The sequence below is a fragment of the Sporosarcina sp. FSL K6-3457 genome (assembly GCF_038007285.1).
Classification (GTDB): domain Bacteria; phylum Bacillota; class Bacilli; order Bacillales_A; family Planococcaceae; genus Sporosarcina.
In genome coordinates, this window is sequence record NZ_JBBOWX010000001.1 from 2,126,828 (window position 1) to 2,149,873 (window position 23,046).

23 protein-coding genes and 2 pseudogenes are annotated in these 23,046 nt (G+C 37.4%); 23 read left to right on the plus strand and 2 right to left on the minus strand.

Annotated elements, in window-relative coordinates:
• The first annotated feature begins 86 nt into the window (after nt 1–86).
• The 19 genes and pseudogenes from N1I80_RS10045 (at nt 87) to N1I80_RS10135 (ending at nt 18,025) form a co-directional block, all read left to right on the plus strand.
• Nucleotides 87–464, plus strand: a complete 378-nt coding sequence (locus N1I80_RS10045; RefSeq protein ID WP_340737740.1) for an SET domain-containing protein — start codon at nt 87–89, stop codon at nt 462–464.
• 210 nt (nt 465–674) lie between these two features.
• Nucleotides 675–2,174 (plus strand): amidase, encoded by a 1,500-nt coding sequence (locus N1I80_RS10050; protein WP_340737741.1) that lies wholly within the window; start codon nt 675–677, stop codon nt 2,172–2,174.
• Nucleotides 2,175–2,269: 95 nt separating this feature from the next.
• The gene (locus tag N1I80_RS10055; protein ID WP_340737742.1) at nt 2,270–2,716 is read left to right on the plus strand and encodes a hypothetical protein; all 447 of its coding nucleotides are present in this window, start codon (nt 2,270–2,272) and stop codon (nt 2,714–2,716) included.
• 416 nt (nt 2,717–3,132) lie between these two features.
• Entirely contained in the window at nt 3,133–5,493 is a 2,361-nt protein-coding gene (locus N1I80_RS10060) for an ABC transporter permease (RefSeq protein WP_340737743.1), read from the plus strand.
• 25 nt (nt 5,494–5,518) lie between these two features.
• Nucleotides 5,519–6,295 (plus strand): ABC transporter ATP-binding protein, encoded by a 777-nt coding sequence (locus N1I80_RS10065; RefSeq protein WP_340737744.1) that lies wholly within the window; start codon nt 5,519–5,521, stop codon nt 6,293–6,295.
• Between the two features lie 173 nt (nt 6,296–6,468).
• The gene (locus N1I80_RS10070; protein ID WP_340737745.1) at nt 6,469–7,149 is read left to right on the plus strand and encodes a response regulator transcription factor; all 681 of its coding nucleotides are present in this window, start codon (nt 6,469–6,471) and stop codon (nt 7,147–7,149) included.
• The gene (locus N1I80_RS10075) at nt 7,136–8,416 is read left to right on the plus strand and encodes a sensor histidine kinase (RefSeq protein WP_340737746.1); all 1,281 of its coding nucleotides are present in this window, start codon (nt 7,136–7,138) and stop codon (nt 8,414–8,416) included. The genes N1I80_RS10070 and N1I80_RS10075 overlap by 14 nt, the downstream gene beginning before the upstream one ends.
• Nucleotides 8,417–8,628: 212 nt before the next feature.
• Nucleotides 8,629–9,474 (plus strand): NERD domain-containing protein, encoded by an 846-nt coding sequence (locus N1I80_RS10080; protein WP_340737747.1) that lies wholly within the window; start codon nt 8,629–8,631, stop codon nt 9,472–9,474.
• Between the two features lie 34 nt (nt 9,475–9,508).
• The gene (locus N1I80_RS10085; protein WP_340737748.1) at nt 9,509–10,282 is read left to right on the plus strand and encodes a Cof-type HAD-IIB family hydrolase; all 774 of its coding nucleotides are present in this window, start codon (nt 9,509–9,511) and stop codon (nt 10,280–10,282) included.
• A gap of 152 nt (nt 10,283–10,434) precedes the next feature.
• A complete protein-coding gene (locus N1I80_RS10090) occupies nt 10,435–11,115 on the plus strand; it encodes an HAD family hydrolase (RefSeq protein WP_340737749.1) in 681 nt (226 codons plus the stop codon).
• The gene (locus tag N1I80_RS10095; protein ID WP_340737750.1) at nt 11,112–11,660 is read left to right on the plus strand and encodes a GNAT family N-acetyltransferase; all 549 of its coding nucleotides are present in this window, start codon (nt 11,112–11,114) and stop codon (nt 11,658–11,660) included. The genes N1I80_RS10090 and N1I80_RS10095 overlap by 4 nt, the downstream gene beginning before the upstream one ends.
• Nucleotides 11,661–11,804: 144 nt before the next feature.
• Nucleotides 11,805–12,532 (plus strand): annotated as a pseudogene (locus N1I80_RS10100) (Cof-type HAD-IIB family hydrolase).
• Nucleotides 12,533–12,726: 194 nt separating this feature from the next.
• Complete coding sequence (locus N1I80_RS10105; protein WP_340737751.1) at nt 12,727–13,611, plus strand: aminoglycoside phosphotransferase family protein; 885 nt, start codon at nt 12,727–12,729, stop codon at nt 13,609–13,611.
• Nucleotides 13,612–13,750: 139 nt separating this feature from the next.
• Nucleotides 13,751–14,014, plus strand: coding sequence for a hypothetical protein (locus N1I80_RS10110; protein ID WP_340737752.1), 264 nt, complete (start codon nt 13,751–13,753; stop codon nt 14,012–14,014).
• Between the two features lie 104 nt (nt 14,015–14,118).
• Nucleotides 14,119–14,474 (plus strand): annotated as a pseudogene (tnpA, locus tag N1I80_RS10115) (IS200/IS605 family transposase).
• A 465-nt stretch (nt 14,475–14,939) separates the two neighbouring features.
• The gene (locus tag N1I80_RS10120; protein ID WP_340737753.1) at nt 14,940–15,596 is read left to right on the plus strand and encodes a TetR/AcrR family transcriptional regulator; all 657 of its coding nucleotides are present in this window, start codon (nt 14,940–14,942) and stop codon (nt 15,594–15,596) included.
• A 53-nt stretch (nt 15,597–15,649) separates the two neighbouring features.
• Nucleotides 15,650–16,384 (plus strand): ABC transporter ATP-binding protein, encoded by a 735-nt coding sequence (locus N1I80_RS10125; RefSeq protein ID WP_340737754.1) that lies wholly within the window; start codon nt 15,650–15,652, stop codon nt 16,382–16,384.
• On the plus strand, nt 16,368–17,081 hold the full coding sequence (locus N1I80_RS10130) for an ABC transporter permease (protein WP_340737755.1): 714 nt from the start codon (nt 16,368–16,370) through the stop codon (nt 17,079–17,081). Before N1I80_RS10125 ends, N1I80_RS10130 begins: the two co-directional genes overlap by 17 nt.
• 5 nt (nt 17,082–17,086) lie before the next feature.
• Nucleotides 17,087–18,025: an alpha/beta fold hydrolase gene (locus tag N1I80_RS10135; RefSeq protein ID WP_340737756.1), complete on the plus strand. Its 939-nt coding sequence runs from the start codon at nt 17,087–17,089 to the stop codon at nt 18,023–18,025.
• A gap of 93 nt (nt 18,026–18,118) precedes the next feature.
• On the opposite strand, the gene N1I80_RS10140 is transcribed toward N1I80_RS10135, so the two are convergent.
• Both N1I80_RS10140 and N1I80_RS10145 read right to left on the minus strand, forming a co-directional pair.
• The gene (locus N1I80_RS10140; protein ID WP_340737757.1) at nt 18,119–19,675 is read right to left on the minus strand and encodes an ABC-F family ATP-binding cassette domain-containing protein; all 1,557 of its coding nucleotides are present in this window, start codon (nt 19,673–19,675) and stop codon (nt 18,119–18,121) included.
• 132 nt (nt 19,676–19,807) lie between these two features.
• Nucleotides 19,808–20,080 carry a DUF2277 domain-containing protein gene (locus N1I80_RS10145; RefSeq protein ID WP_340737758.1) on the minus strand — a complete coding sequence of 91 codons (273 nt, stop codon included), beginning with the start codon at nt 20,078–20,080 and terminating at the stop codon, nt 19,808–19,810.
• Nucleotides 20,081–20,227: 147 nt separating this feature from the next.
• Between N1I80_RS10145 and N1I80_RS10150 the strand changes: the two genes are divergently transcribed.
• From N1I80_RS10150 to N1I80_RS10165, 4 genes are read left to right on the plus strand one after another with little or no spacing between them, the layout of a single operon-like run.
• Nucleotides 20,228–20,803, plus strand: coding sequence for a LysE family translocator (locus tag N1I80_RS10150; RefSeq protein ID WP_340737759.1), 576 nt, complete (start codon nt 20,228–20,230; stop codon nt 20,801–20,803).
• A 42-nt stretch (nt 20,804–20,845) separates the two neighbouring features.
• Nucleotides 20,846–21,691: a 3-methyl-2-oxobutanoate hydroxymethyltransferase gene (panB, locus tag N1I80_RS10155; protein WP_340737760.1), complete on the plus strand. Its 846-nt coding sequence runs from the start codon at nt 20,846–20,848 to the stop codon at nt 21,689–21,691.
• Between the two features lie 50 nt (nt 21,692–21,741).
• A complete protein-coding gene (locus tag N1I80_RS10160; protein ID WP_340737761.1) occupies nt 21,742–22,518 on the plus strand; it encodes a helix-turn-helix transcriptional regulator in 777 nt (258 codons plus the stop codon).
• 25 nt (nt 22,519–22,543) lie between these two features.
• Nucleotides 22,544–22,933 (plus strand): hotdog domain-containing protein, encoded by a 390-nt coding sequence (locus N1I80_RS10165; protein WP_340737762.1) that lies wholly within the window; start codon nt 22,544–22,546, stop codon nt 22,931–22,933.
• Nucleotides 22,934–23,046 lie beyond the last annotated feature (113 nt).

A 23,046-nucleotide genomic window follows, 5' to 3' on the forward strand; every position in this document is an offset into this window, starting at 1 on the left:
TCGTTTGCCATAGCTCTAAAAAGAGCTCGAAACTCAATTTAATGTTATAGTTAAAGCACAATATAAAAGTGAGTAGGCGAGTAAACATGATTGAGGTAAAAACATCTCCGCTAAGTGATGGAGAATTCAATAGAGGCGTATTTGCTACATGTGATTACAAAAAAGGGGAGCTTTTGCATGAAGCACCCGTCATTTCTTATCCAAACGAAGAGCATCAATACATTGAGAAAACTCTTCTTGCTGACTACGCGTTTGAGTATGGGATAGGTCAATCTGCTATTCTTCTTGGGTATGGTATGTTGTTTAATCATTCGTATGAACCGAATGCGACGTATGATATTAATTTTAAAAATCGCACATTCGATTTCTTTGCGTATACCGATATAAAAGCAGGAGATGAAATTCTCATTAATTACAATGGCGATGTTGATGATAAGGATCAGCTGTGGTTTAACAAGGAATAATAATGTAGTTTTTTACCTCTTTAGAAAAATAATCTAAAGGGGTATTTTTTTGAAAAATTTTCAAATACCTACTTGAGCTAGTTTCCTAATATCTTCATTTTATGTTAAAATAAATTCATTGACTTATTCGTCTAGCTAGATGAATTCAAACAATCAGTTTTTGGTAATTCACTATAGTAGCTTCAGAAATATAACAATTGGGGTGGGAGCATGAATATTGATAACTATTTACGCCTAGACGCGACTAGTTTGGCAGAGTTGGTTCGACAGAAAGAAGTGAAACCAAGTGAGTTGGTCGAACTAAGTTTTGAGCAATTGGAAAAAGTGAATCCTGCGTTGAATGCTGTTACGCATATGCGAAGAGAGCGTGTGTTGGCTGAGTCGAAGCGAGTAGATATTGGTAATCAGCCATTTGCAGGTGTACCGATTTTATTAAAAAATATTTCACAAGCACTGCAAAACGAGCCCCTGACTTCGGGTGCTAAGTTATTATCGAAGTGGGTCGTAGATCATGATTCACATTTTGTAAAGAAGCTTCGTGAGGCAGGATTTTTATTCATTGGCCATACGAACACGCCTGAATTTGGCCTGAAAAATATTACGGAACCAGAATTATATGGGGCAACGCGCAATCCGTGGAATCCAGATTATTCTCCGGGTGGGTCAAGTGGGGGAGCAGCGGCAGCGATTGCTTCTGGCATTGTTCCGCTGGCAGGTGCGAGTGATGGTGGTGGATCGATTCGAATTCCAGCTTCATTTTCAAGTTTGGTAGGTTTGAAGCCTACGCGGGGGCGGACGTCTGTCGGTCCAGGTGTTGGTCGACAGTGGCAAGGAGCATCGATTGATTTTGTGTTGAGTCGAAGTGTACGAGATAGTGCTGCGATGCTTGATCAACTTCAAGTCATCCAACAGGCAGCGGCATTTCAGACACCTTTACTGGAGGGGAGCTCTGTAGATGCGATTAATCGACCGTTTGCCCGTCGATTAAAGATTGCATTTACCACAAAATCACCAGTAGCCACACCCGTATCGGAAGAGGCTCAAACGGCGGTACGAAAAGTTGTACAATGGTTAGAATCAGAAGGGCATATCGTTGAGGAGTTAGACAATCAGGTCGATGGTATTCAATTAATGCAGGACTATTTCTTTATGAACAGCGGAGAAATGGCTGCTGTCGTTGAACAGTTGGAACGAGCAATTGGCAGAACAATCACAGCGAATGATGTTGAAATTGAAACGTGGTTGTTAAATAAAATAGGTAAATCAATATCAGCAGCAAAATACTCGGCAAGCCTTGCATCATGGGATACAGCTGCGGCACAGATGGCGACTGTACATGAAAGCTATGATTTATATATAACACCCTCAACAGCATTTGCAGCGCCAAAAATTGGTGAGTTAACCCATTCAACAGCAGCACAGAAACAACTGCTGTTCGAAATGGACGAAGCATCAGGGATTGAGCAACAACAGGAAATCATGTATAACATGTTTTTACCAAGCTTAACGTATACCCCATTTACCCAACTGGCAAATTTAACGGGGCAACCTGCCATTTCACTGCCCGTGCATGTAACGCAGGCGGGATTGCCGCTAGGTGTTCAAGTGATGGCCGGAAAAGGTGAAGAACGAGTACTTTTACAGCTGGCAGCTCAACTTGAGCAGACCGATTTATGGGTTGGGATGAAAGGAAATCCATTGTTTGACTGAGAAATATAGGATGTGCAGAGCAACCTAAAGTTAAGGTGTTTCACATTAACAAATGAATACCCTGAAGGTAAGATGATAGAAAGGGGGTTGACTTTATGAAGAAATGGTTAGTTGTTTTTATAGCACTTTTGTCTGTTTTCTTCGTTTCAGCATGTAGTAGTGAAAGTGATAAATTAGCCGGGAAAACATTAAATGTTGCTTATACGCCAGTGCTTCAGGAAGATGTTGATAATCCTAATAAATACGATTCCATCAAGACATTGAAATTTTCAGATGACAATGTAGTAAGTATTGGAATGGAAGACACAAAGGGAACATACGAATTAAATGGAGATATACTTGTAGTTAACATTGAAAATGAAAATGAGAAACTCAAAGTTAAATACATTGATTTTAAGGAAAGTGAAAAAGATTTTAGTGCCTATTCTGCGCTAATTGATGATATTGAGTTCCACAGTGAAGACTCTAATAAGGTAATGCATCTTAAGGGAATAGCTAATAAACACTCTAAAAATATGCCAGTTGAATTTATAGGAAAATAGGAAATGTAAAGTGCCAAATGAAAAAAACTCAGGTGATGGAAGTTATTGAAAAAGCCCTCCATCAAAATTGAAACTGCTCCGGCTACCGCTGTAATAGGCCTTCATTGAGTGTCTACTTTCGTATTTTACTAAATCATAAAGAAAGCAATGAGCCATTCCACGATTCAATCGAGGAATGGCTCATTTGATGTTGTACTTAAAGACAATTAACTCTGTCAAATCATTGTTCTCGCAATAGAATCGAATTTGTCGAAATCGAAATACTCCCGATCGAATGCAAGGCCAGTAATATTGTGTCAAAAATTCATTTAACCCTTTTAAGATTTGAATCATTGATATACTTTTACAGACTTTAGGATTATTTAATAACTTCCCTTTTATAATGAGAACAGACGGAATGAGAAAGGGGTTCTAACGTGTTTCTGAAAATATTAAAAAAGGACTTGAAGCGAAAAAAGGCAATGAATGCCGTGTTGTTTGTGCTGATTGCACTGGCATCCACACTTGTTGCAAGTAGCACCAATTTAATGTACTCGACGACAACGGCAGTGAACAGTTTTATTAGTAAAAGTCAGGTTGCAGATTTCAATATTAAGATTGCAAATACTCCAGAGAACAACAAACAGATTGAAGAATGGGCAAATAGCCTGCCAGCAATTGATGCGTACTATTCGGAAGTTCACATCGGTGTGCCTTCGAGTAATATTACTGTACCTGATGGAAGCAAGAGTATATCTACTAATAGTATTATTTCTCTATCTACCTTACCTCAGCATGTAAATCTTATTTTTGGGCAAAACGATGAAAGTTTTACAGTGCAGGATGGAGAAATAGGATTACCGATTAATATTAAAAATATGACGGGAATTAAAATCGGAGATCAGTTGGCGATTGATCTTGAAGGGATATCTAAAACGTTTGTCGTAAAAGGTTTTTTTAAGGATGCATTTATGGGTTCGGATTTAATTGGACTCAAAAGATTCATCATATCGCAGCATGATTATGATGAAATAAAGCAAAGTGTTCCGGAAGAAAAGTGGATTCAATTTTGGAGTTTTGTCAAAAAATTAGATGAAAGTCAAAGTGATCTCTCAATAGAGTTTTTAAAGTCAAATATCCTTAGTGACTTTGATATTGACAAAAAGTTCGTTGAGTTAATGTTTATGACAGATCGTATCGTGTCAGCGATATTATTTATCGTTAGTTTATTTTTGATCTTTATTTCTTTTTTAACTTTAAGATTCACGATTGTTTCTACGATACAGGATGACTACAAAGAAATCGGTGTGATGAAAGCAATTGGTTTTACAAATGTCAGTATAAAACGATTGTATCTTATGAAGTATTTCGGATTATCTGTCGTTGGTGGTGTAATTGGGTTAGGTATAAGTCTTCCACTCACAAGAATGATGTCAGTAAGAGTATCAGAATATATCATTGTGCCAGATAGCAGTATAAGTATGATTGTCTCAATCTTTAGTACAGTGATCATTGTAGCGATTACGCTGTTATTCTGTTCCCTGTGTATGGGAAAAATTAATCAGGCATCTGTGATTGATGCGATTAGGCAGGGACATAATGGAGAACGTTTTAAGGCTTCTAGAAAAATAAACCTCCATAAAAGCAAGGTTCTCCATATTACCTTGTTTTTAGCAATCAGTGATGTGCTCAACCAGCTGAAAGGATACACGACATTGATTTTTACGTTTGTATTGAGCACGGTGATTATTCTGATTCCCATCAATTTAGCTAACACAATTTTAGCGCCGAAATTTATTAGTCATTTGGGAACAACGCAGGCTGATTTTTACTTACTAACAGAGCGAGCTGAGGCCCAAATGTCTGAGGTACGAGCCAAAATGGATCTGTTAGAACAAGAATTTCTCGATAGAGACTTTGATGTCACTTTATCGGTAGATTATTTTTTTAACACAAAATACATCCTCGAAAACGATGAGGGTGACCAGCGGATTATTGGCATGAACAGCGAGACGAAGGCAGAGCGGTATGAATATGAGTACCTGGACGGAGTAGCTCCTAAGCTTGAGAACGAAATTGCAATCACAGGCATTATGTCAGAAAGATTTAATAAAAATATCGGGGATAGTATTGTTTTTGAAATCGATGGTAAGAAACAAACCTTCCTTATCTCGGGGACGTATCAGACCATTGACAATGCAGGGTATGCGGTGCGGTTGTCAGATAACTATAAACCTGTGGATGTAGCAGGTTATCTATTGATGGGCAACATAAATGCAATCGCTGATGAGAAGCCACAGATTATAGAGGATATGAAAGAACAGCTAAAACATCTCGACATCAAAAGTGCAATGGATATTATGGGTGATATGACCGGAGGGTTTATGGGCCAACTCAAGATGATTATTGGCTTAATTATTGCGATTGTGAGTCTCATTACATTTTTTATTACCAGTCTATTTGTTAGACTCTTAATTTCGAAGGAAGTTCAAGGGATTGCCATTATGAAAAGTCTTGGTTTTACGAATGGACAGATTAAACTATGGCAAAGTTTACGGATTTTAATTTTGCTTGTTGCTTCCATTATATTGGGTGTATTTGCCTCTACCGTACTTGGAGAACAGCTCGTAGGAGTAATATTCAGGATGTTTGGTCTGACAGAGTTCAGTATGATTATTGTACCCTTACAGGTCTATGTATGGTGTCCGTTGTTAATCATAACTGTTGTGCTTCTCGGGGTTTACACCAGTTGCGGACAAATTAAGAAGATACAAGTGTGGGATATGAATGAAGAATAATTAATGGAGAGGAAGGAATCTAGTCATGAGCGCAGTATTAACGGTTGAGAATTTATGCAAAACGTATATCGTGAACAAACAACAAAATAATGTGTTAAGAAATATTAACTTTACTCTGTATGAGGGGGAATTTGTTTCAATTATGGGGCCGTCTGGTTCAGGGAAATCTACACTCCTGTATACTGTCAGTGGTATGGATCGTTTAACAGCTGGTGAAGTCCTGTTTGACGGAATAAGCCTTTCGCAGCTCTCTGAGAAACAGATGGCTGAGGTAAGACTGCATAAGATGGGGTTTATTTTTCAACAAATGCATATGCTTAAAAATCTGTCTATTTATGATAATATTATTCTATCGGGCTATCAAGCATTGAAGAGTAATGAGTGTAAACGTAGTCGTAGTGATGTGAATGCTGATGCCGATCAGCTTATGAAGAGGCTTGATATTATTGAATTAGCAAGCCATGATATCACGGAGGTTTCAGGTGGACAATTACAAAGAGCATGTATTTGTCGGGCGTTGATTAATAAACCGAAAATGCTTTTTGCTGATGAGCCTACAGGGGCATTGAATTCTAAGGCAGCAAAAGAGGTCATGGCAGAGCTTTGTCAAATTAATGAGGACGGCACAACAATTATGATTGTTACGCATGATGTGAAGGTAGCTGCACAAACGGATAAGGTATTTTATATGGTAGACGGTAATATCCAGGGTGAATTACAATTGGCTACAGCGGGCGATGAATGGAATGTAAGGGAACGCGAAAGAAAATTAAGCAGTTGGTTGATGGAGATGGGCTGGTAGGAATAGTGTTATTCAACTTGAATCAGGAGGGAGTTCAAACTCCCTCCTGATTCAAGTTAAGCCTCCGGCGGATGTTAGGGATTTTGAGGGGAGTTAATTGTGCTGTGCACAATTCAAAATCCCAACGCAATTACGCCGAGGCGCAATTGATAGAGGTATAGGGATGTGAGAATGTGGTAGATATTCTAATCATAGAAGATAATGCGGAGCTTGCTACGATTCTTTCAGATTTCTTGATAGATGATGGATACACTGTATTTGTTGCGTCCAGTGGAGAAGAAGGGCTTCAATATCTTGCGGAAAATCCGGTGAAGCTATTGTTGTTAGACATCATGCTGCCAGAACTTGACGGGTTTGCAGTTTGCAGACTTATTAGAGAAAGGTATAATCTCCCAATCATTATCATGAGTGCCAGACATGGGGATAATAATAAGATTATTGGGCTAGATCTCGGTGCCGATGATTACTTGGAGAAACCTTTCTCGGTTGACTTGTTAATTGCTAAAGTAAAGTCCCATCTTCGGCGTAGCTATCATATGTTTGACAACAAACAATTGCTTTCAGAGGGTGCATTGACAATCGATAGGGCTTCAATGAAAGTGTATCTCAAGGATGAATTGGTTGTGATGACATCTAAGGAATATGAGTTATTGGTGCTGTTGATGATGAATAAGGGAAAGGCCCTTCGCAAAGAGTGGCTGTTTGAGGCGGTATGGGGGATTGATAGCTTTAGTGAGCTTTCGACGCTGACCGTTCATATTAGTAAACTTCGCGAGAAAATTGAGCATAACCCGAAGGAACCTAGACGGATTCTAACCGTTTGGGGTGTTGGATACAAGTATGAAGCAGTTTAATCGGCTGATTGTATGGGTGATTGTCATTGGGATTGCAGTTGTGGCCGCTTTTTCTTTTACAGCCTTTTATGGTGGAGGTAGTGAGGAGAATAAGGGTTATGTGATTGAAGCGAATCGCATAGCCAATCAGCTAAATAACGGTGTGTTGCTAATTGACATTGAGACTGATCAAGCCAACTATATTCAGGGGCTTGAGTGGCTGGAGGGAAATGCAGAACCGCTACAGATTGAACAATTTTTTAACGGTGCAGGTGTTAGAAGTGGAGCCGGTTTTATGATTAAGCCCATCTATGACGGACAGCAATTGGCAGGATATTTACGGTTTACCTATGTTGTCCCGAATACGATTATACCGGTCATCATTACCGCAGCTATCATTCTACTAATAGCGTTCATTTCTATTGTAGGGCTGCTGTTGTATGTAAAAAGGAAAATTATTAAGCCGTTTCATGTCATTGAGAACATGCCCCTTGAATTATCAAAGGGGTATCTACATCAAGGGATAAAAGAGAGTAAAAGTCGTTTTTTTGGTAAGTTTATTTGGGGGCTTGATTTGCTTAGAGAGACATTGGATGCACAAAAGCAAACTAATTTACGGTTAGAAAAGGATAGACAAACGCTAATTGCATCTCTGTCACATGAACTCAAAACACCGGTCTCTGCTATTAAGCTATATTCGGTGGCCTTATATGACGACCTGTATGAAAGTGACAAGAAGCGTAAGGAATGTGCTAAGCTCATTGAGAAAAAGGCTGAACAGATTGAAAAATTGATCGGCGATATTATTACCACATCTGCATCTTCGCTAAGCGATTTTGAGATTCAAACGACAGAATTTTATCTGAGCGAGTGGATTGAAAAGGTAATATATGGTAATAAGGAAAAACTTGCACTGCTTAAAATCAAATTCGAGATAGAGCCTGTTCGAGACAAGCTTTTAATAGGGGATCCGGACAGACTTGTCGAGGTAGTGGATAATATTATTGAAAATGCCATTAAATACGGCGATGGGAATACGATTCGCGTATCGTTTTATGAAGAAGACTATCGGCAATTAATCCGAATAGAGAATTCTGGTGTATCCATTTCGCAAAACGAGCTACCCCATATGTTCTCGAGTTTTTGGCGGGGCTCAAATGTAGGCAACAAACTAGGTAACGGATTAGGGTTATATATAGGCAAGCAGTTACTTGAGAAGATGGGTGGCGATATTTTTGCCGAAATACAGGATCATGCCGTTGCTATTGTGTTGGTTGTTAGGTTTTGATGGTAACCTCCTCATCGCGGGGAGGTTTTTTGCTTTGTAGAAATATGTAAAGTGTCGGCACCTTTTATTGTAATTGTTGGAAGATACCAGTTCTCAATGGATGGGCCCTATGATAAACTTGTTTTATAGGAGTCCTTTGAATAATTGGCGAATCGGCATTTGTATTATGTTGCTTTTATTTTTACACATTAAAGGACGAGAGGAGGGAATAGATGACTACTATAACAAAGTGGTTCGTAATCATTGTAATCGCTATCGTTCTCTTACCAATCCTATTTATCTGGGCGCCTATTCTGTTTACTGTGGCAGTACTGACTGGGATTATCCTAGTAAAACTTAAGTTTCCGATGATAAAAGGAGCAGTAGGTGAATGGCAGGTGAATCGTGTATTGAGTACTCTGGGACCGAATTATTCACTATTTCATGATATATATGTACCAAATAGCGAAAGAGGAACAACTCAGGTGGATCATGTGGTTACCTCACCTTATGGCATCTTTGTCATTGAAACAAAGCATTATCAAGGGTGGATATTTGGTAAGGAAAACCAAAAGTACTGGACTCAGGTTATTTATAAACGAAAAGAAAAAATGTATAATCCCATTTGGCAGAACTATGGTCATGTACAAGCATTAAAAAACTATATTGGTAAAGAAGACTCTTCGTATTTCCATTCTATTATTGCATTTTCTAGTCAATCCACTTTAAAGTTTGAAAATCGCTTTAAATCAGCAAGAGTCATTCAGTTTCCCCAACTGACAAGGGTAATTAAAGAATGGAATGTACATAAAATAAGTGATTTTGAGTTGCAGGAAATTAACCGAAAGCTCGAAGCAATCTTGATTGAAGATAGGAAAGTAAAGAAGAGAATCAGGGACGAACATGTTCAAGCAATTCAGACGAATCGCAAAGAAAAGGTGTGGAAAGAAAAAGAAAGCATTCAGCCGAATGCTTGTCCAAAGTGCAAAAGTGAGTTGTCTTTGAAGACAGGAAAGTATGGAGCTTTCTATGGGTGCAGTAACTTTCCGAAGTGTAGGTTTACAAAGAAAGTATCTTAGAAGTTTGGCTTGTATTGTCAAAAGGAGTGTTTTTGTGAATTATAAAATTGCATTTTTTGATGTTGATGGAACGATAACGAATCATCAGGACGGTAGTATTTCAACAAAAACCAAAGATGCTATTCAGGCATTAAAAGATAAAGGATTGAAGGTCGTAGCTGCAACAGGTCGGCCGTTATCAATGTGTCAAGATATTAAAGAATTAGGAATCGATACGTTTATTACGGCGAATGGAGGCTATGCGAAGCACGAGTCACAGGTAATTCATAAAATAGCGATGGATCAACGGAACGTTCAGGATGTATTCGAATTCGCGAAAGCTGAGAATCATGGCTTGTCCTTCTACACTGAAGAATTTTATATGAATGGGGTAAAGAATCCTCAAATTCTGAAGGCCTTGAAGGAAACATTATTTCTACAAGAGTACCCTACAACAGATGAATTAATTTACCGGCAGGATGTCTATTTGATGTGTTTGTATGCCTCAGATCAAATGGTAAGGAAATATAGCTCTCACTTTCCTCATCTAACATTTTTGAGATGGCATCCTTTTGTGTTGAATGTATTGCAAGAAGAGGTCTCAAAATCGGTAGCTATTCGAAAAGTACTGAAATATTTCGATATTGATAAATCAGAAGCGATTGCATTTGGAGATGGAGAGAATGATATCGACATGTTAGAGTATGTAGGTTTGGGAGTAGCGATGGGGAATGGAAATGAAAAAGTGCGATCAGCTGCTGATTTTGTAACGAAAAAATCGAGTGAAGAGGGAATTGAGTTTGCTTTAAAAGAGATCGGTATATTGTAAGTGTTTTCTAATATAGGACCCCCTGGTAGAAGTAAAACCAAATGGTGGAACAGAGGCGAGATAATCTCATCATTAGATAGAAAGAAGCTGGAGCTTCCAGAAAAGTATGATAAAATAAAGGCGTAAATTAGTTGTAAAAAGGAGCATTTTACATGGACAAATACAGCATCATTTTATTTGATTTAGACGGGACACTTTCAGATCCCAAAATAGGTATTACAAAATCCGTTCAATATGCATTAGCCAAATTAGGGATTGATGAGCCTGATCTTGATAAAATGGACTGTTTTATCGGTCCACCCCTACAGGATTCATTTGCGGAATATTACAGTTTCGACGAGGAGAAAACAAATAAAGCAATTGATTTCTATAGGGAGAGGTTTAAGGACAAGGGGCTATTCGAAAATGATTTATATTCCAGTATTCCTTTACTTTTAAAATCACTAAAAGAGCTACAATTCACATTGGTTGTTGCAACTTCAAAGCCAACTGTGTTTGCTGAAGAAACCCTACAGCATTTTAACATTAAGCAGTATTTTGATCTAGTGGTTGGCAGTAATCTTGATGGAACGCGAACCGCCAAAACTGAAATTATTCAATACATAATAGATGCATATGATCATCATACGCTAGATAACTTTATTATGATAGGGGATAGGAAGCACGATATTATTGGAGCAAATAATACAGGTATTGACTCAATTGGCGTCACTTACGGATATGGTTCGTTCGAAGAATTGAGACATGCTAATCCCACGTATATTGTTAATAGTGTTGACCAGTTGAAAGATATTCTTTTACGGGATGATGTTAGAAAGAGGGCAAGTCGATGAAGAACATGTTTCCTATAATTGAAACTGAAAGATTAATTTTACGACAAGTAACAACCGAGGATGCTACAGATATGTTTGCCTATTTATCTGACCAAGATGTGGTGGAACCTATGGGGCTAGACCCTTTCGAAACAGTAAAAGACGTCTGGGATGAAATTGGGTGGTATACATCTATATACGAAGAAGGTACGGGAATTAGGTGGGGAATCACTCTTAAAGATTCTGGTAAGGTGATAGGAAGTTGTGGCTTTCTGAATAGGATTCCAAAGCATTATCGCGCAGAAGTGGGGTATGAGGTTAGCAAAGATTACTGGGGACAAGGGATTGCTAGTGAAGCATTAGAGGCTGTTGTGAAGTATGGTTATCATCATTTACAGCTAGAAAGAATAGAGGCTTTAATTGAACCGGCGAATGTTGCATCGCAAAAATTGGTAGAGAAGCAGGGCTTTGAAAAAGAGGGATTGCTGCGGCATTATGAGTTTGCACGTGGTAAATTCGATGATTTATATATGTACTCTATCATAAAGACGGATTTCCAATCTTAGTGAGAATTGAGTAACAAGTTTTGTGGGTGGAGATGGTTAATTATGTCAAGTGGAAGTTCTAGGAAATAGGTTGCAATGCTGGCTTCAAGAAAGAAATATATCATAGTCGGTGTCCTATCGCGGGAACTTAAAAAGGAGAAAAGCATGGGCTATAAAATTGCATTTTTTGATGTCGATGGAACGATAACGAATCATAAAGACGGTAGTATTTCAACAAAAACCAAAGACGCTATTCTTGCATTAAAAGATAAAGGAATGAAGGTCGTGGCGGCAACAGGACGGCCGTTATCGATGTGTCAAGATATTAAAAGCACGATTCACAGGTAATACATAAAATGGCGATGGATCAACGGAACGTTCAGGATGTATTTGAATTTGCGAAAGCTGAGAATCATGGCTTGTCCTTCTATACTGAAGAGTTCTCTATGAATGGGGTACAGAACCCTCAAATTCTGAAGGCCTTGAAGGAAACATTATTCCTACAAGAGTACCCTACAACAGATGAATTAATTTATCGTCAGGATGTCTATTTAATGTGTTTGTATGCAACTGATCAAATGGTAAAGAAATATAGCTCTCACTTTCCTCATTTAACATTTTTGAGATGGCATCCCTTTGTGTTGAATGTATTGCAAGAAGAGGTCTCAAAATCAGTAGCTATTCGAAAAGTACTGGAATACTTCGATATTGATAAATCAGAAGCGATTGCATTTGGAGATGGAGAAAATGATATCGACATGTTAGAGTATGTGGGTCTAGGAGTAGCGATGGGGAATGGAAATGAAAGAGTACAATCGGCGGCTGATTTTGTAACGAAAAAGTCGAGTGAAGAGGGAATTGAGTTTGCTTTAAAAGAGATTGGGCTATTATAAGCGAATTCTAATATATACCTCGCTGGTAGTTGTAAAAACCAAGGAGCGTATAATTGCTGAGCACAGATCTGATTAGACTCTTTTCAAATTGGTCAAAAATGCACTCAATAACAGTGCTGCCTATTCTTCAAATGGGATTGGTTGTTGCATCTTCTATTATTGGTGCTATTGCGGTTTTACGGAGGAGGTACACCATGCATCCAATTAACGTCGATGTAGTCACAAGAATAATCGCTGAACAATTTCCCGAATGGGCTAGTTTAACGATTAAACCAGTCAAACATAGCGGCAACGACAATAGAACATTCCACTTAGGGGAGCAGATGAGTGTTAGGTTACCAAGTGCGGCATCTTATGTTCCTCAAGTAGAGAAAGAACAGCGATGGTTACCCGTGCTAAGCAAAGAACTTTCTCTACCCATTTCTACACCTATTGCGAGAGGTGACCCAAGTGAGGCTTATCCGTGGCCTTGGTCTGTGAATCAGTGGATAGAGGGGGAAGCCTTGTCGCTAGAAAATGTAACTGATTTGAATCAGTTGGCAATCGATTTAGGAACATTTTTATTAGACCTACAATCGATTGATGCCAGTGGGGGTCCTTTAGCTGGCGAGCATAACTTTTATAGGGGTGGCTCGATAGCTGTTTACGACGAAGAGGCTAGGAATGCCATTGACAATAATCGTGATATGTTTAACGAATCGTTATTGAAAGAGTTATGGCAACGGGCATTGGCATCTACTTGGCAGGCAGAGCCCGTTTGGGTTCATGGAGATATCGCACCGGGGAATTTATTGGTGAAAGATGGGCAGCTGTGTGCCGTTATTGATTTTGGTATCTTGGGTGTAGGAGATCCAGCTTGTGATGCGGCGATGGCCTGGACCTTTTTTGATGATGAGAGTCGAAAGATATTCAAGAACACATTACAGATGGATGAAAAAACGTGGAATCGAGCGAGGGGGTGGGCTTTGTGGAAGGCTTTAATCACCTATGATGCACATAAAAATACGAACAAAGCCATCGTAGAAGGGGCTTATCGGGTTATTGATATCATCGGCAGGGATTGGGAATGCTTGGGCTAGTATCTATTTGAATATACGAGGTGAATATATGTTGAATACTTTTCTTTTGAAGCACCCCATCATACTTAGCCTGTAGGGTCGTATATTTTCTTTGGGTGACCTATACAGGCTGAGTCTTATCCCAAGGAGTTGGTGGCAAGTGAAGCTACATAGGAAAAACAGAAGTCGGTCTTATTATCGTTATCATCGGAACAGGGTTATTCAGCGAAAGCTGAAGATTGCCAAACAATTGGGCTGGCACGTTCCATATGAGGGGCAGTTTGCGAAAGGAAAGGTGCATTGTTCTTGTTGGATGTGTTCGCAGAAAACGACAAGAGATGGCTATCCACACGCACAAGTCATGCAATGGGAACGCTTGAGCAGCCAATTAGTGGATTACTTTGATGGTGATTATAGCCAATGAAATTACTTTAATTTCCAAATGCGTGGTCTAACTCCACCGTCTTTAGACGGTATACGCTTTTAGCCTTCCCTTTCGATGTCCATACTTGGGATGAGGTGAAAAGTATGGACGGATACCGAAAAAATAGTCATGCGGTTTTTGATATCAAGTATCATGTAATCTGGGTAACGAAATACAGATACAAGGTGTTACACGGCCCAATTGCCATAAGAACAAGGGAATTAATCAGGCAAGGATGTGAAGCAAGGGAAATTACAATTATGCAATACCTCAAAGGAAGATCATCAAGACTACTTCAGGAGCAATTTCCTGATTTGAAAAAGAAATATTGGGGACAGCACTTATGGGCAAAGGGCTATTTTGCGCGACTGTTGGAACCGTAGATGAAGAAATGATTAGAAATTATATCGCTAACCAGTTCAATGAAGACAGAAACGATATATTTAGGATTGAAGATTGAGTTTAGTCGATAGTTAGTTTGCTTAAGCATAAGGTTTTGAGATGACTTCAGTCATAGGACAACGACTTTAGTCGTAGACATTTATGTCGTAAATCCACCTGCTTTAGCAGGTGGTCGTTTAAGAGAACTTTCCTCTCATGTGAAAGAGTAGTACACAGGTTAAAGTCTCTTATTCCAATAATAAGTCGCGATTGTTGAAAATCATAAGCTTAATTCCTCGTTTAAGATATGAAGGGGTTAGGCTTTTTTATCTTTCAAAATCCTTAACGCTGTAAATTGGCTGAATAATCGTTGGATCTATTTGGCAGTACTTCTTTATACAATAGCTATATATCAAATTAAGGAACTAGTAGTTACGATTTTTTAATACTTATTTTCGGTATAAGCAATAAATTTTCACATAATAAACTATTGACAGCTATACTTTTTAATGAGATAGTTCATATTCAGACCGATGGTTTGTAATTGGGAGGTGCTAATATCGCTAGAAATAGACATCCTGAAAAAACTATAGAGAAAATATTGAATGTATCTAGAGAACTGTTTTTTGAAAAAGGATATGATAATACAACAATGCAAGACATTATCAATCAAGGTTTAAGTAAGGGAGCAATTTATCATCACTTTAAATCAAAGAAAGAAATCTTTGAGAGAATTATGCAAGGTATAGGAGATGATAACAATTATGTCGTGAGAATTACGAATACTCATAATGCAAATGCTTTAGAAAGGTTAAGAGAACTATTATATATTCGATTAACTGATGAAGAGAAAATTAAACTTCTCCAAAAGGCAAAGACATTATTTGAAGATCCAAAAGTATTCGGTGAATTATACCAATTGAATATGAAATATACTACAGAGCAAATAAAAGAATTTATTAACCAGGGAAACGAAGATTCTTCTATGAATTGTAGTTATGTTGAAGAGACGACAGAACTGATCACTCTATTCTTTAGTGTTTGGGTTGGAACTTCGCTTTACAATGTAAACCAAGACGATTTTAAAACAAAAGTTGAATATTACGGTATGCTGTTTAAAAAATCAGGTGTTGATTTAATCGATGAAAGATTGTATACAGTATTATTAACTTACCATGAGAAAATAATAAAAGTTGCTTAGGCAACTTTTATTTTGACAACTTACAAACTGGTGGTTTGTATAGGAGGGAAAATATGATTGAAATTAATGATATAACTAAAAAATTTGAAAATTACACGGTATTAAATTCATGTAGCTTTAAAGGTGAAAATGAGATATATGGTTTGCTAGGGAAAAATGGTGCAGGTAAAACAACATTATTTAAAATATTACTTGGATTACTGACTCCAAGTAAAGGATATGTAAAAATTTGTGGGAAAAACTCAAAAGAAGAGCGACAACAAGTTCTTCGTTTAGTTGGTGCTACAATTGAACAACCAAAGTTTTATTCTCATTTATCAGCATTTGAGAATCTTTCTATCCATTTAAGTTATATGAGCTTCGATGATAATGAATATAAAATTTTAATAGAAGAGGCACTTAGTTTTGTAGGATTAACTAATGATATAGAAAAGAAAGTATCTAAATACTCTTTGGGAATGAAGCAGCGATTAGCTATTGCTAGAGCCATTATTCATAAACCAAAGGTGTTAATACTCGACGAACCTATGAATGGATTAGATCCAATTGGTATTAAAGATATGAGAAATCTCTTCAAGAAACTCGCATTAGAGAAGTCTATGACAATATTTTTTTCAAGTCATATGTTAAATGAAGTTATGGCTGTGTCAGACCATATACTAGTTTTACGAGATGGGAAAATTGTGTTAGAAGAAGAAAAAGAAGTAATTGTATCTAGATATCAAGAGGATGTTGAATCATTTTTAATTAAATGTATGGAGGACTCAAATTATGATGCAATTAATTAAATTAGAATGTAAAAAAAATCAAATTCATTCGTATATTTTAATCTTTGTTATTTTATCTATTGCCATTCTTGGACTAGGCTATTTCTTTGCTTTAGTCTCGCATATTAAGCCGGAAGAAGCACAAGTAAATTCCGCAATCACGACATATGAATATGTCTTCAATATGGTTAATTTAATCTCATTAGCAAGTTTCTCTATTTTTTCTTCAGTGCTATTTTCAAAATTTATTATTGAAGAATATAAAGGTGACTCCCTTTTCTTACTGTTCTTATATCCAGTCAGTCGTAGGAAAGTGTTTTTCTCGAAGATTATTCTATGTGTTTCTCTTACTCTTCTATTTTCAATTACATCACAAGTTTTCGTCTATTTATTCTTCATGTTCACTGAATCGATTGCACCAATTATGAATAATGATATATTTACATGGAATCTGATGATTTCTGTTTTACCAAATATTCTCTTTGTAAGTTTACAATCTGTTTTGGTAGGTTTAATAGCTATGCGAATTGGATTTACAAATCGTTCTCTTCCAACAACTATTATATCATCCGTTATTATTAGTGTGATTTTCTGTAACATATTAACAATTGGTAATTCTACAATATTGAATTTTGTTACTATAACACTTTATATAATCATTTTTTTTATAATAATTCAACAATCTAAACAAATTGATCTAATGGAATTAGGAGATTAGAATATATGATTAAAAAAGAGACAATTATAATTAATGAAATCAGACACGGATATATTATGTGTGAACAAGATAAGAAAGCACCAGTAATTTTATATTTACATGGAGGTCCAGGAAGCCCAGAATATCCGATTTTTCAATCTCAGCTTAATTCATCTTATTTATGTGAATTTAATGTTTGCTATTACGACCATAGAGGTTGCGGATTATCATTTAATAAGAAATCTGAATTATCTTTAGATCTCTTAATTGAAGATATTCTTGATATCACAAAGTACTTAATTGAAAAATATGATAAGAAGAAGATTATTTTAGTTGCACATTCCTTTGGTACCTATTTAGGTATTAAAGCAGTTCAATCACATCCAGAATATTATTCAGCGTATGTTGGCATTTCTCAAATAACAAATGTTAGAGAATCTGAAAAAAGAATTTATAATGATCTGTTGCAAGTCTGCAAAGAGAAAAAAGATTATAAAGGTAGAAAGTTGTTAAAGAAAAATAAGCGTAGTTCGAGTAAATTATCTAATCATTATATGCAAAATGTGAAAGGGAGACTTTTAAAACGATATCAACTAGGGTTAACAAGAGAACCACTACCTACATATTTTATGATTCAAAAATTATTTTCTTTTCCCCAATATAGCTTTAAAAATAAATTAGAATACTGTAAAGGATTGATACATAGCTCCAGATTATTATTTTCAATGACTAAAGATATTAACTTATTCCAGAATTCATGTGATTTTAAAGTACCTATTTATTTTATTCATGGAATCTATGACTATCAAGTATCCCTCCCCCTTGGAAAGGAGTATTTTGGACAATTAGACTCGCCTAAAAAAGAATTAATAATTTTTGAAGAATCTGCCCACTTTCCTAATTTTGAAGAACCTGATAAATTTAATGAGATATTAAATTCACTTTTCAGTGTTGAGCAAGTGTAAATCTGGACTGGAAACCTAATCTTAATGATGCATGTTTCTATACTTACAAAAAACCATCCGAGTGAAAAATTTCGGATGGTTTTTCGTAGTGGATTAAAACATTTTAGTCGTCCAATTTTCACCGTTCCAAACACCTGTCACAAGGCCTTCATAAAAATCAGGTTCGTGTGAAATGAGTAGAACGCTACCTTTGTATTCCTGTAAAGCTCGTTTCAATTCATCTTTTGCATCTTTATCCAAGTGATTCGTCGGCTCATCGAGAACAAGCAGATTCGTTTCGCGATTGATTAATTTACATAAGCGTACTTTTGCACGTTCCCCACCACTTAACACTTTTACTTTACTTTCGATATGTTTATTCGTTAAACCACATCTGGCCAACGCAGCACGCACTTCATATTGTGTGAAATGAGGAAACTCTTCCCACACTTCTTCCAAACATGTATTATTGTTATCCGACTTCGTTTCCTGCTCGAAATAACCAATTTCTAAATGCTCGCCAAGTTCAACGGAGCCAGTAAGCGCAGGAATTTCCCCAAGGATACTTTTCAGCAGAGTCGTTTTCCCAATACCATTGGCACCTGACAAGGCGATTTTCTGACCGCGTTCCATCGTCAATTCCAGCTCTCTGGATAATGGTTCGTCATAGCCGATGACGAGGTCTTTTGTTTGGAATAAATACCTGCTCGGTGTCCGTGCAACTTTAAAACTAAATTGTGGCTTCGGTTTTTCTGCATCTAATTCGATAATGTCCATTTTGTCTAGCTTCTTCTGACGTGACATAGCCATTCGACTCGTTGCTGCATTTGCTTTATTACGCGCTACGAAATCTTTGAGATGAGAAATTTCCTTCTGTTGCTTCTTGAAGGCGGCCTCAACCTGCTGTTTTTTCATCTCATGGACACGCACAAATTCTTCATAATCCCCAACGTAGCGAGTGATTTCTTGATTTTCCATATGGTAAATCAATTGAATCACGCTATTCAAGAATGGAATATCATGCGATATTAAAATAAATGCACTCTCGTAGTTCTGTAAATAATTGCGTAGCCAGTTGATATGCTCGACATCTAAATAGTTTGTCGGCTCATCTAGCAGAAGGATATCCGGTTTTTCTAGCAATAGCTTGGCGAGCAGTACTTTTGTACGCTGTCCACCACTTAAATCATGAACGTCACGATCTAGGCCGAATTCGTTCAATCCAAGTCCATTCGCTACTTCTTCTACTTTTGAATCAATGATGTAAAAATCATTATGAGATAATTCTTCTTGAATTTGGCCAGTTTCCTCAAGGAGTGCCTCCAGCTCATCAGGCCCTACTTCCCCCATTTTTTCAAAGAGTGCATTCATTTCCGCCTCTTGATCATACAGATATTGAAAAGCAGTACGTAACACATCACGGATGGTCATTCCTTGTTTCAAGACAACATGCTGATCCAAATAACCAACCCGCACACGCTTCGACCAGTTCACCGTTCCTGCATCGGGCTCTAGCTTACGCGTAATAATATTCATGAACGTCGATTTACCTTCACCATTGGCACCAATTAGCCCGATATGCTCTCCTTGTAATAACCGGAAAGAGACGTCCTCAAAAATCGCACGATCTCCAAAGCCATGGCTTAAATTTTCTACTGTCAATAAACTCATCTAATAAACACCTTTTCCTTCATTAAGAATAGTTCTCGCTGCCCTAAATGAGGGCATGTTGAATCTTTTATTATTATATAATTATTTTGCAGTCGAGGATAGGAATTGTTTCTTTTTGTTTGCAAAGTGGGCTTACTCCACACCAAATCTTTTGGCAGATCGAGCTCGAGCGCGTTCCGCTTCAATTTCTCGATTGCGGGGCTCCGCATTGGTGACGGCTGTCTGGAGTAAATGTTGTGTAGCAATTGCCACTTGCTCTACAGCCTGATTAAAGGCGTCTTCATTGACCTTCGATACTTTGTTGAAACCTGTGATCTTACGCACATATTGTAAGGAAGCAGCATAAATTTCATCATCAGTAGCAGGGGGTTCAAAGTTAAATAAGGTTTTTATATTGCGACACATAGCATTCACCTCTATTGTTATTTTCTTGATTGTAGCATATTCGTTGTACTAGGGCAGACGGAAGCTTCACTCCCGCAATAATGTACTATCTACCATTAAATATAAAGATGTATAGTGACATGAGAATCCCTTGAAAGGAGTTTCCTCATGAATATCACATCTTTTTTACTATATTGTTTTATTGTTACGGTTACACCTGGCCCGACGAATATCGACATATTGTCTACAGTGAATAATCATGGGACAAAGAGGGCAATGCAGTATACGTATGGCGCAACGATTGCTTTTGGTTTATTACTTGCTATATCTGCTATGTTGAATACAATGCTCATAACGGTAATCCCTAAAATTTTGATTGTTATGCAGATAATTGGAAGCATTTATATGCTCTATCTCGCTTATCAAATTTATAAAATGGATACATCAAAACCAATCGTAAACAAGACAGGTACTTTTAAGTCGGGCTTTCTCATGCAGTTTTTAAATCCAAAGGTAGTTACATTCACGATGACTGTATTTCCTAGCTTTATTTTGCCCTACTATACCGCAATGCATGCAGTGACAATAAGTGTTATAACGATAACACTTATTGGATTTGTATCATTTATTATATGGGTTCTTTTCGGTACAATCTTCAAGAGTTTTTTACAGAAGCATGAAAAAATTGTGAATGTAATCATGGCATTATTTTTAGTTTATGCTGCAATCATGATATGGCTGTAAGTAGCTAGTTAATTAATTAATTAATTAGATGGAGGGAATATGATGAAACAAACGACAGATTTCTTGAAAATGAAGCAAAGCAATGAGAAGATTGTTGTGTTAACAGCCTATGACTATCCTTCTGCAAAAATTGCGGAACAAGGGGGAGTTGATATCATTTTGGTTGGTGATTCACTTGGAATGGTGGTTCTGGGGTACGATTCAACAATCCCAGTTACACTCGAAGACATGATTCATCATACGAAAGCTGTTAAACGAGGAGCTAAGGATACATTTATCATGACGGATATGCCGTTTTTAACCTATCATTTATCTGTTAAAGATACATTAATCAATGCGGGGAGATTAATTCAAGAAGCCGGTGCCCATGCTGTGAAGCTAGAAGGTGCTGATGAAGTCATCGAACATACCGCTGCCCTAACGAGTGCAGGGATTCCTGTCTGCTCCCACCTCGGGCTGACACCGCAATACGTCGGCGTTTTAGGCGGATATAGGGTGCAAGGAAAAGATGCGTTAGCTGCTAAAAAATTGCTGGAAGATGCTAAGAAATGTGAAGCGGCAGGAGCATTTGCGCTTCTTTTGGAATGTATTCCAAGACAACTTGCAGAAGAAGTAACAAAAGCCCTTTCAATTCCGGTGATTGGAATCGGTGCTGGAGTGGATGTGGATGCCCAGATTCTCGTCTATCATGATATTTTAGACTATGGTGTTGAGCGGGTCCCTAAGTTTGTAAAACAATACCATTCATTGAACCCGTTAATACTGGAATCCATTCAGGCTTATGCTGCTGATGTGAAGAATAAACTTTTTCCAGAAGAAAAACATTCTTTTACAATGAAGGAAGAGGAACTGAAAGGACTTTATGGAGGTAAGCAATTTATCAAATAACTTTATATCAGGCTTCCTTATATAGTTTTTAAATCCGAAGGGTGAATGAAATGGGTAAATTTATTTATAAAAAATCGGCAGGTATTACTGCCTTGTCAGCAAGCATCACTGACTTTACATATAAAAAGCACTCTCACCAGGAGTATGCAATAGGGGTAACATTGCGTGGTATTCAAGAGTACAACTTGGATGGCAGTTTTCAATTATCACACCAAAACGGTATTATGTTTTTTAATCCAGAACAGGCCCATGACGGAATGGCACATGATGAGACAGGCCTTGATTATGTCATGCTGTATATTGAGCCAGAATTGTTTTTGGAAGCTATTGCGAAAAAGGACATTGTACGTTTTTCAACGCCTATTGTTTATGATGATAGAATTAGACAGAGTATATTAGGCCTTTCTACTGCAATATTAAGCGGAAAAGATGAGACATTGTGTAGCGAATTATTCTTATCCCTGACAGATAACCTTATTCAAACTGATCTTTCTACTGACTATAAGAAAGACAACGCTTTAATCAGAAAGGCAAAGGACATACTTCATAGCGACTTAGGGAATGTACTGAAACTTGACGAGATATGTAAGGAGCTGAATGTATCGAAGTTCCAGTTTATCAGATCATTCAAGGCCCATACTGGAATTACACCCTACCAATACTTTCTTAACTGCAAGATAGAACATGCAAAGAAGTTAATGGAGAACAATGGGGATATTTATTCAGCAGTAGCTGAATGTGGTTTTGTAGATTTAACCCATTTAAATAAGCACTTTAAAAGCGTATATGGAACAACAGCATTTGAATATTTGTCGTATTTACATTGAAGAAAATGTCCAGGGGTTGATTTATATGCCATTAATAGTAGGTGATATAATTACTTTTGAACGGACTTTTACAGTAAGAGATGTTGAATTATTTATAGAGATTTCGGGTGATGAAGGGATTCATCATATGACTGCAGATGAACAGGGAAGACTTGTAGTTCAAGGGTTATTAACGGCAACTCTACCAACAAAAGTGGGCGGAGATCACAATGTACTGGCTCGTACGATGAATTTTGAGTTTTTGAGACCTGTGTTTACCGGGGATGCTATAATTTGTGAAGTTAAAATTGAAAAATACGAAATGCAAGAAAATAATCGGACAGCTATTGCTGCATCCTTTTTATGTGAAAATCAGAACGAAAAAGAAGTATTAAAAGGGGATTTTGCAGGTGTAATCCTTGAAAATAATGAATGAAAAACCATCAAATTTCTAGCTGGATGGTTTTTCATTAGCTATACTTAATGGGATGTTTTTAAATGGAGGGATATTATATGGGGATGTTATTGTTCTATTGATACGAGCTTGAA

Excerpts from the sequence above, each read along its gene's own strand:
- N1I80_RS10045 (WP_340737740.1), top strand. The coding sequence starts at position 87 with ATGATTGAGGTAAAAACATCTCCGCTAAGTGATGGAGAATTCAATAGA.
- N1I80_RS10050 (WP_340737741.1), top strand. The coding sequence starts at position 675 with ATGAATATTGATAACTATTTACGCCTAGACGCGACTAGTTTGGCAGAG.
- N1I80_RS10055 (WP_340737742.1), top strand. The coding sequence starts at position 2,270 with ATGAAGAAATGGTTAGTTGTTTTTATAGCACTTTTGTCTGTTTTCTTC.
- N1I80_RS10065 (WP_340737744.1), top strand. The coding sequence starts at position 5,519 with ATGAGCGCAGTATTAACGGTTGAGAATTTATGCAAAACGTATATCGTG.
- N1I80_RS10075 (WP_340737746.1), top strand. The coding sequence starts at position 7,136 with ATGAAGCAGTTTAATCGGCTGATTGTATGGGTGATTGTCATTGGGATT.
- N1I80_RS10080 (WP_340737747.1), top strand. The coding sequence starts at position 8,629 with ATGACTACTATAACAAAGTGGTTCGTAATCATTGTAATCGCTATCGTT.
- N1I80_RS10090 (WP_340737749.1), top strand. The coding sequence starts at position 10,435 with ATGGACAAATACAGCATCATTTTATTTGATTTAGACGGGACACTTTCA.
- N1I80_RS10095 (WP_340737750.1), top strand. The coding sequence starts at position 11,112 with ATGAAGAACATGTTTCCTATAATTGAAACTGAAAGATTAATTTTACGA.
- N1I80_RS10105 (WP_340737751.1), top strand. The coding sequence starts at position 12,727 with ATGCATCCAATTAACGTCGATGTAGTCACAAGAATAATCGCTGAACAA.
- N1I80_RS10125 (WP_340737754.1), top strand. The coding sequence starts at position 15,650 with ATGATTGAAATTAATGATATAACTAAAAAATTTGAAAATTACACGGTA.
- N1I80_RS10130 (WP_340737755.1), top strand. The coding sequence starts at position 16,368 with ATGATGCAATTAATTAAATTAGAATGTAAAAAAAATCAAATTCATTCG.
- N1I80_RS10135 (WP_340737756.1), top strand. The coding sequence starts at position 17,087 with ATGATTAAAAAAGAGACAATTATAATTAATGAAATCAGACACGGATAT.
- N1I80_RS10140 (WP_340737757.1), bottom strand. The coding sequence starts at position 19,675 with ATGAGTTTATTGACAGTAGAAAATTTAAGCCATGGCTTTGGAGATCGT.
- N1I80_RS10145 (WP_340737758.1), bottom strand. The coding sequence starts at position 20,080 with ATGTGTCGCAATATAAAAACCTTATTTAACTTTGAACCCCCTGCTACT.
- N1I80_RS10150 (WP_340737759.1), top strand. The coding sequence starts at position 20,228 with ATGAATATCACATCTTTTTTACTATATTGTTTTATTGTTACGGTTACA.
- panB (WP_340737760.1), top strand. The coding sequence starts at position 20,846 with ATGAAACAAACGACAGATTTCTTGAAAATGAAGCAAAGCAATGAGAAG.
- N1I80_RS10160 (WP_340737761.1), top strand. The coding sequence starts at position 21,742 with ATGGGTAAATTTATTTATAAAAAATCGGCAGGTATTACTGCCTTGTCA.
- N1I80_RS10165 (WP_340737762.1), top strand. The coding sequence starts at position 22,544 with ATGCCATTAATAGTAGGTGATATAATTACTTTTGAACGGACTTTTACA.